At 56.7% G+C, this 8,128-nt stretch carries 8 protein-coding genes; 3 read left to right on the top strand and 5 right to left on the bottom strand.

What is annotated here, in order from left to right; genetic code table 11:
- The first annotated feature begins 44 nt into the window (after window positions 1-44).
- Entirely contained in the window at window positions 45-1,010 is a 966-nt protein-coding gene (locus tag FBY04_RS19160) for an alpha/beta hydrolase (protein WP_145316252.1), read from the top strand.
- 242 nt (window positions 1,011-1,252) lie between these two features.
- Here the strand turns inward: FBY04_RS19160 and FBY04_RS19150 are convergent, their stop codons facing one another.
- The 3 genes from FBY04_RS19150 to FBY04_RS19140 form a co-directional block, all read right to left on the bottom strand.
- Complete coding sequence (locus FBY04_RS19150) at window positions 1,253-1,606, bottom strand: DUF6124 family protein (RefSeq protein ID WP_084321044.1); 354 nt, start codon at window positions 1,604-1,606, stop codon at window positions 1,253-1,255.
- 417 nt (window positions 1,607-2,023) lie between these two features.
- Window positions 2,024-2,569, bottom strand: a complete 546-nt coding sequence (locus FBY04_RS19145; protein ID WP_145316250.1) for a hypothetical protein — start codon at window positions 2,567-2,569, stop codon at window positions 2,024-2,026.
- Window positions 2,570-2,636: 67 nt separating this feature from the next.
- Entirely contained in the window at window positions 2,637-3,005 is a 369-nt protein-coding gene (locus FBY04_RS19140; protein WP_084321042.1) for a hypothetical protein, read from the bottom strand.
- 42 nt (window positions 3,006-3,047) lie between these two features.
- Between FBY04_RS19140 and FBY04_RS19135 the strand changes: the two genes are divergently transcribed.
- A complete protein-coding gene (locus FBY04_RS19135; protein WP_256667076.1) occupies window positions 3,048-4,202 on the top strand; it encodes a YafY family protein in 1,155 nt (384 codons plus the stop codon).
- 73 nt (window positions 4,203-4,275) lie between these two features.
- Here the strand turns inward: FBY04_RS19135 and FBY04_RS32795 are convergent, their stop codons facing one another.
- Window positions 4,276-4,401, bottom strand: coding sequence for a hypothetical protein (locus FBY04_RS32795; protein WP_256667074.1), 126 nt, complete (start codon window positions 4,399-4,401; stop codon window positions 4,276-4,278).
- A gap of 202 nt (window positions 4,402-4,603) precedes the next feature.
- Here FBY04_RS32795 and FBY04_RS19130 point away from each other — a divergent pair, with 202 nt between their 5' ends.
- Window positions 4,604-5,524, top strand: a complete 921-nt coding sequence (locus FBY04_RS19130; RefSeq protein ID WP_145316248.1) for a hypothetical protein — start codon at window positions 4,604-4,606, stop codon at window positions 5,522-5,524.
- Window positions 5,525-5,673: 149 nt separating this feature from the next.
- Here the strand turns inward: FBY04_RS19130 and FBY04_RS19125 are convergent, their stop codons facing one another.
- The gene (locus tag FBY04_RS19125; RefSeq protein WP_145316246.1) at window positions 5,674-8,088 is read right to left on the bottom strand and encodes a TonB-dependent siderophore receptor; all 2,415 of its coding nucleotides are present in this window, start codon (window positions 8,086-8,088) and stop codon (window positions 5,674-5,676) included.
- Window positions 8,089-8,128: the final 40 nt, after the last annotated feature.

Here is an 8,128-nt window from a genome sequence, read left to right as displayed (position 1 = left end):
ATCGTTTATAGGGCGAGCTTTTTATTTTTTGGAGACGACCGCCCATGGCACTGCACCCGGACATCGAAGGTTTTCTGGAGCTGGCCGAGTTCGGCCGTATCACCGGCAAAAGCCTGCCCATGCACGAGCTGAGCCCGACCGAAGCACGCCAGCAATTCGAACAAACCTCGCAGCTGCTCGACGCCGCACCAATGGGCGCGCTGACCGTGACCGCCGTCAGCATTCCGGCCCGCGACGGCCACTTGCTGAATGCGCGCCTCTACGCTCGCCCGTCGCTGGGCACTCAGGAACGTCCGGTGCTGCTGTACTTTCACGGCGGCGGCTACGTGGTCGGCAGCCTCGATTCCCACGACACCCTGTGCCGGCGCCTGGCGCTGGCGGGTGGTTTTGCGGTGCTGTCGGCGGATTATCGACTGGCCCCGGAACACCGTTTCCCCACCGCTTACGAGGATGCCGAAGACGTGACGCGCTGGCTCGCCACCAACGGCGCCGGTGCCCTGGGCCTGGACGCCACGCGAATCGCACTGGCCGGCGACAGCGTCGGCGGCAGCCTGGTGGCTTCGTTGTCGATCGCCATCGCGCAGAATCCACAAGCCTGGCCGCTCACGCCACGGCTGCAAGTGTTGCTGTACCCGGTGATCGACGCCGTGGAAAAACGCCCGTCCCTCGCACGTTTCGCCGAGGGCTATCTGCTGGAAGCGACCACGTTGGAGTGGTTCTATCAGCAGTACCAACGTAGCGCCGATGATCGTCGTGACTGGCGCTTTTCCCCGTTGTTCGCCGAGACCCTGCAGGGGCTGACACCGACCGTACTGTGGCTGGCCGAATACGATCCGTTGCTGGATGAAGGCCTGGCCTGGGCCGAAAAATTGCGTGCCGCCGGACAACCTGTGGTGCTGGATGTGAAAGCGGGGATGACCCACGACTTCGCACGGATGGGGGAGATGGTTCAGGAAGTGCCGGGGATGCTGGAGCAACTGGCGGGGCAGATCACCGAAAGCCTGAGTTGATGCACTCGCAGCGATCGTTCCGCACTCTCGTGGGCGATCCTATCGCTTGTGACTTTGTAGGAGCGAGCTTGCTCGCGATGGACTTAAGGACGGCGCGTGTATCCAGAAAATACGCGTTATCGTTGGCATCCATCGCGAGCAAGCTCGCTCCCACAGGAATCAACTTTTGCTTGAATGATTGGCATTAAAGCTTGGCCCGGCGACGTTCCGAGGAAGAACGATAACGCAGTGCGATTGCCGGACTAATGCACGTCCTCTATCGGATCCAGATGGTCCAATGCCCGATTCACCGTCAACTCCGCCAGCATGATCACCTGCGAAATACCCAGCAGCGAATTGCGCGACGATCCCTGCAAATGATCAGCCAGATCATTGGCCATCACCTCGGCCGAGGCCAGTGATTCACACGCATAGCCCAACAGGGTTTCGATATCGAATTCCGGATTGACGATGAACATCGTGTTCATGGTGCGTGGGGTAGCTTTGATGTCGGCGAATGAAGGTTGGATATCAGGCCTGGGGTTAGTGGAGGAGTCGACGTTTTCATTGGGGGAGGCCGGATCGAGTTCCGGCGGGTTGGGTGTGACCTTGGGCATAGATGGAACTCCTAACGCGAAAAGCAAAGGAGCCATCACCCTCGCTACCAAACGAAGGTGGCGGCCATACGCGGGTTGGTAGACCGGTCGCATTAGGACCCCGGCGCCCCCGAGGGAGCCCTGCGCATGGCCACCATAAATCAGAGCCCTGAGAAAGCGACTGCATAAGGTGAAGCTATACGCCTAAGCGAAACGGGCTACCAAACCCGACCACTGATTTGCAGTGGCAGGGAAACGATAGAGACCATGCTCATGACGCACAAGCCGGCGGATTCTGGCGTACCTGTAGGCAACGACGCAAGGTGATGTAGCTTTCACGAAGTAACCTGTAGGCCGCTTAAACAAGCTATGCAAAACCGCAGTGGCTGCGCGGTTCCTGCACACGAGGTAAGTGCGAAAAAATATCGAATCAAACCGCTAGTCGCGCATCTGCCAGAGTATTAAATCCACTTTCTTGAGATCGGTAAGCTTGCCGTGCTCGGGTATCAGGTCGTTAAACTGGTTGATCCAATTGACACCCTTGTCGGACGTCAGAAAAGTTTTGTACCAGTTTTCGATATCGGCGTAGAGGAGTTTGGCGTCACGAATCTTGGTGTGAGACGCATAGGATGGAGCCTTCTGGCCAATGTTTTTAAGGACGTGCTGGTCCCATACAGGCTTGTCATCACATAACGTCGCGACCAGTTTGCTGGAAAAAGACGGTTCGTAGCGTCCAGTTACTTCGTACACACGGTCTAGAACGTCACCAAAAGTGGGCTTCGAACCTTTCAACTCCTCCATGAGGTTGTAATAGGTGGAATACCAGGATGCCTGCCGACGCTGGACTCGATAGAACCCGTTATAAGCTCGCTGAAACTCTGCATCCGTCGAGACATTCACCTTCGCCACTTGATCCATCAGTGCCAGGTATTTCTTGATGCCTGGTTTGGCATTGTTAATGGCAGACGTCACATCTGTAACCATGGAATCGATTTCCTTTCAGTGGGTAGCGAGTGCTGAGGTTGGCTTACGTGTGCCCAGTCGCGGGCGGTTACTTGTTATCGTTTTTGCGTGATCGCGCTTTCGCGATCATGTCGTCAAGCTGGCTGATCATCTCATCAACGTCGATTTCTTTGAATTCGCCACACGACGCCGCGATGATCCGTTCGGCAAATTGTGGGCTGTACTCCAGAGGGGAAAAGCCAGGATCGTTCTTGTCGATTGCGGTGTAAATCCACTGGCCGTCAACCTCTTGGCCACACAGGCGTTCTTCTTCCTGTAACCCCAGAATAATCGACTGGAATTCAGCCTCGCTTGGGTGGACCTTTTCCTGCATTACCCGCCGACGCAGATCAGTTGCATTGATCCCCCCGGTCGCGGCCTGAAACACCAGCGCTTTTAACATCTCGATGTTGCTCATTGATGCCTCCTTCATCCGCCTGCCCCGCGGGTGGGGTTCGACGTGCTCAACGTGATTGCCTTGCCAATGAGGAGCATCATGAAATCAAATAGGGTCACTTCCTGTCCCTATCGAAAAAAAATGATAAATCGTGCTCACCGCCGTGATTACTTGCGGCAAATCCTTCTTGCAGCCGGCAAATCGGTCAGTACCGCCTACCTTCACAAGCGACTGGTCGGCTGGGTTTCGCGCAATGGTGATGGAAGTGATGTTCATCACGAAAGAACCACCCGCAGGGACTTGAAGGTGCTGAAAGAACTTCACTACGTCGAATCCGAAGCGGGGGAAGATGACAAGAGGGAGTTGTTCTGGAAAGCGGTTGGCCGAAGCCACTCGCTAGTACTGTCACCTTCAGACGCAATGTCACTCACTTCGATCTTCCAGCACGCCGAACGTTTTGGCCTGCAGTCAGCGACTGAGGAGCTCAAGGGCCTGCGGCACTACGCTGAGCTGGTCATGCAAGACGGCTGCGAACGAAAGCTGGATTTCACTAAGCGTATTACCTCCGGCACCCGATTTACGGTACTGCAGCCTGGTAAGCACAACCCCGAACATCTCAAATGTTTGCAGACAGCCATCATGAAGGACACTCCCTTGGAGGTTGGGTACCTTCCTCGCGATGCCGACGGCGTTGAGTGCATCTACCAACTAAAACCGCTGGGGCTGTCCCACCAGGACTCCAATATTTATCTCTCCGCCTATGTTGTCGAAGAGAAGTGGCTCGGCAAAGAGCCTGATCCTGAATTGCCGCGTGGTAAATACAGCCGCAATGGTCCCAATAAACTTTGCGCGCTGATGCTTCATCGAATCACAAAAGTCGAGCCTGGAAAGCGGAATATCAACGACCCAGAAGGCTACGATGTTCTCTCAGACGAAGCACAGAAAGACCTTGTGAGCGTTTACACGCCCCCGCAATTAACGCGCCTTCTTCTAAGTGACAACCTGTACAACCGGCTTGCTGAAAACCCACTCGAAAAAGACCAGAAGCTGGAGCCATTCGGGAACAAATGGTTGCTGACATGCAAGACTCGCGACTCTCAAGGGCTGCGACTTTTTCTAATGGCGAACGCTGCGGATATAGAAGTATTGGAGCCCATTACCCTGAGGGATCATATCCGGCAGATGCTCATCGCTGCGGTGAGGACGTACCAACAATGAGAAGCAGTGTCTCGACGCTAACAGAAGGGATACATCTGCCGTTCACTGCCGGTAATCACTGCAAATGGGCGGGTCAAGTCAATGCAATACCCGGGGTGTAGGGGAGGGCTGCGGAAATGGCTCCAGCCAGCGGCAAGTCAAGCAGCGGACGTCGCGCGAGTTCAATCGTCAGCGGCACGTTTTCGGTACCTGTTTTCACTCACTCCGCCATTTTGGGCGACGGGGCGGACTCCACCCAAAACTTCGGGAGGACGGACAATTTTCAATAATGGCATTATGATGTCGTTTCGAATGGCAGCTCAGGTAGCCAGTATCTCGTAAACTGCAAAGCCAGCTTTCCCCCGCCGACGCTGATTACCGGCAGCTGCACACCCTCCAACCTCAAGAAGCAAGGACGCTCTATGCGCACTCTATTTAAGCTTTGGCTCGGCGCGACTATCGTTTCGCTGACCCTCTATCTTCCGTTCTATGTGTTCTCCAACAACGCCATCGACGCTGTCGAAGAGCTGACTCCCATTGACCTGATCCCGTTGACCGGGATGAAGGGCCAAGACCCGGAACAACGAGAGAACATGCTGAAAAGGATGGGCATCGATACGTCCATGGAGCTTGAGGATGCCTTGGACGACAATGATCGTTTGTCCAATGTCGATATCGATTACGTGGACACCGACGAAGCCCGGCAGGTCGAGCTGTCCAGTGGTCTCAAACTCGTGGCGGCAACCGCCGATATCGCTGGAGGCAAGCAACTGAAGATCGTTTTCGGCGTGGTACCGAAGCGATTTCTGAAAAGTGTCGCAGGCGTTGCAGGAATCGTTGCTTTCCAGATTACCGATGGGAAACATTCACTGGGGATCATCAATGGCGTGTCTGATGAGCTCTATCTGTGGACGTTGTTCGAACCCACCGGAAAGGCAGGCGTCGAGTCCGTCGATCGAATGGTGCAGATGTTCGATGCGCATGTCGCCAGAATCGAAGAAGACAAACGTGCCCGTGAGCAGGACCAAGCTGCGCAGGCGAATGCCCAACGCTCAACCCAGGCAGTAGACACTCAGGCAACTGCGCCACAGGCTCGCCAATTCGAGAGCCGCACCGTCGCGGGTAATCCGAGCCCTGAACAGGTCATTATTTTCCAGTGGGAAGGTCAGCCTGCTTACTGTGCGGATGAAGGGGCCGATGGCGCTAATTGCCATGGCGATGGTTCCGCCTTCATTGGGCAGGGGTCTCACAAGGACTATATGGATTCCGGCAGTGCGCTCTGCATTGCAGGTGAGCCGGATTGCAAGCTTCCACAGTATTTTCCGGAAGATGTTCGAGGATAGTCGGCGTAGACGCTCTGGCCAGCAGCAACCTGGGCGCTGTGTTGGAATCAAGTCGGCTTCTATTGAGCCGCCCCGGTAATACCCATCCCCAAAAACAAAACCGGGCCGCAAGCGGCCCGGTGGTGTTCAATATTTAACGAACACAGCAATCAATAATTAGCCCGCAACGTCAACGTCAAATTCCGCGGATCCCCATAGAAGTTAGTCCCCCACGAAGCATCCACGCGATCGTAGTACTTTTTATCAAACAGGTTGTTGCCAGTCAGTGTCGCCGACAGGTTCTCGTTGAACTTGTAGCCCACCTGCGCCGTGGCGATGCCATAGCCGCTTTGTTCGAAGCGCACTTCACGCTGGTACCAGGTCTTGCTGACTACGCGCACGCCGCCGCCGACGCTGAAGTCTTTGAGCGGGCCGTCGGTGAAGTCGTATTTGGTCCACAGGTTGAAGTTGTGTTTAGGCGTGATGGTGCTGAAGGTGCTGCCCTCATTATCGTCGGCGGATTTGACCAGTTTGGTGCTGGTGAAGGCGTAGCCGGTGACGATGCTCCAGTTGTCGGTCAGGTTACCGCTCAACTCGGTTTCCCAGCCCTGGCTACGTGCCTTGCCTTGTGCTTCGTAGCTATTGTTGTCGGAGTTGTATTCGGCGCGGTTTTCGTCGTAGATGCGGAACATCGCGATGCTGGCATTCAGGCGACCGTCGTAGAATTCGCGCTTGAGGCCGATTTCGTATTGCTTGCCTTTGCGCGGTCCGATTGGCGAGTTGTCAGCACCGGCTTCGCTCTGTGGCTTGAACACACCGGTGTAGCTGGCGTAGGCCGACAGTTCCGGGGTCAGCTTGGCGATGATGGCGCCGTAGGGCACGACCTTGCGGTTGATGCTGGTGTGCGCGTCACCGAAGGTGTTGAAGAAGGCGTTGGCGTTCTTCGCGTCGCTTTCATACCAGGTCACGCGGCTGCCGCCGATCACGTCGAGCCAGTCGGTGACGTTGAACTTGGCGCGGGTATAGAGGCCGTACTGGTCAGACTTGGACCAGTTGCCGTTGACCCGCTCATAGTCGTTCTTGGGAATATCGATACTGCCCGGGTTGTAGACGTTGATCGGGAAGTACTCGCCGCCACCGTATTCGAAATCTTTGTCCAGGTGCTGGTACTCGGCACCGACGGTGAACTCGTGTTGGCGATCAGCGAATTCGAACGGCGTGGTGACGAAGCTGTCGACACCGATGGTCTTGATGTGGGTGTAGTAGTCGTACGCCACGGCCCAGCTGTCGCCATTGGGCTCGACTGCTCCGTCGGCCCAGGTGAAGTTTCGCTGTGGCGTTTCTGCGTCGCGGTAGGTGACGGTGGTCTTGAACTGACCGCCGTTATCCAATGCGTGATCGACCTCGGCAAAGGATTCCCAGACTTTCTCGTTCAGGGTGTTCCACTTGGCGTCGACGAACGTCGAGCGCGGCACGTCCAGCAACTTGCCGTCGGCAAACGCCGGCAAACCGAACGCCGGGGTGGAATGGTTCTGCTGGTAGGCACCGCCGACCGACAGGGTGGTGGACGGGTCGAGGTCGAATTCCAGGCGGCCGTACACCATCGGGCGTTCGTTCTGGGCGGAGTCGACGAAGGATTTGTTGTTTTCGTAAGCGGTGATGAAGCGACCGCGCACGGTGCCCTGATCGTTCAACGGGCCGGTGACGTCCACCATCGAGCGGTAGTGATCATAGGAGCCTGCGCCCAGTTCGCCGCCGAGGGCGAATTTGTTCAGGGCGCGCTTGCGGACCACATTGATGGTGCCGCCGGGTTCGCCAGCGCCTTGGTACAGGCCCGACGGGCCGCGCAACACTTCGACGCGGTCGTACATCGCGAGGTCGAAGCTGGTGCCCATGTCACCCTGGCCAGTCGGTTGCGATACGCCGTCAACCTGCACCTGGTCGACGAGGAAGCCGCGCATGTAGACGTCGTTCAGGCTGGAGCCGGAGTTGTACGTCTTGATGGTGACGCCGGTGACCTGACGCATCGCGTCTTGCAGGCTGTTCATGTTCTGGTCGTCCATGCGCTGGCGCGTGACGACGGACACCGACTGCGGGATGTCCTTGAGCTTGATGTTGCCCTTGCCGATGCTGACTTCATCGGAGGTGTAGGAATGCGTGCCTTCGGTGGTCGGCCCCGGCGCAACGCCAGAGATCGCGGTCGCGCCCAGTTGCAGCGCACTGGAGTTGCCGGCGACCGGAATCAGCGAAACGGTGTTGCCAGTCAGTTGAAACGTAATGCCGCTCCCCAGCAGCAACGTGTTCAGTGCCTGTTCCGGCTCCAGATTGCCGGAAACCGCCGTTGATTTGAGGCCGTTGACCATGTCCTGGCTGTACAGAATCTGCAGGTCGGTCTGTTGACCCAGTTGCTGTAGCGCGCTGGCCAGCGACTGCGAAGGAACGTTGACGTTCACCGGCGCGGCCTGGACTTCAGACGTGCCCAGCAGCAACAGGGTCAGCAACGCACCCGGTACGACTGTTCGGAATTTCTTTTGCGGCGCGATGGCCAGTGCCAACGGCGCGCGGGACAGGGTAGGGCTTTGCATTGCTCAAATCGCTCCTGAGGTGTGCAGTTTTTTAGTTAAT

The organism is Pseudomonas sp. SJZ080, assembly GCF_007828295.1.
Lineage (GTDB): Bacteria > Pseudomonadota > Gammaproteobacteria > Pseudomonadales > Pseudomonadaceae > Aquipseudomonas > Aquipseudomonas migulae_A.
This window is presented reverse-complemented; position numbering and strand designations above follow the sequence as displayed.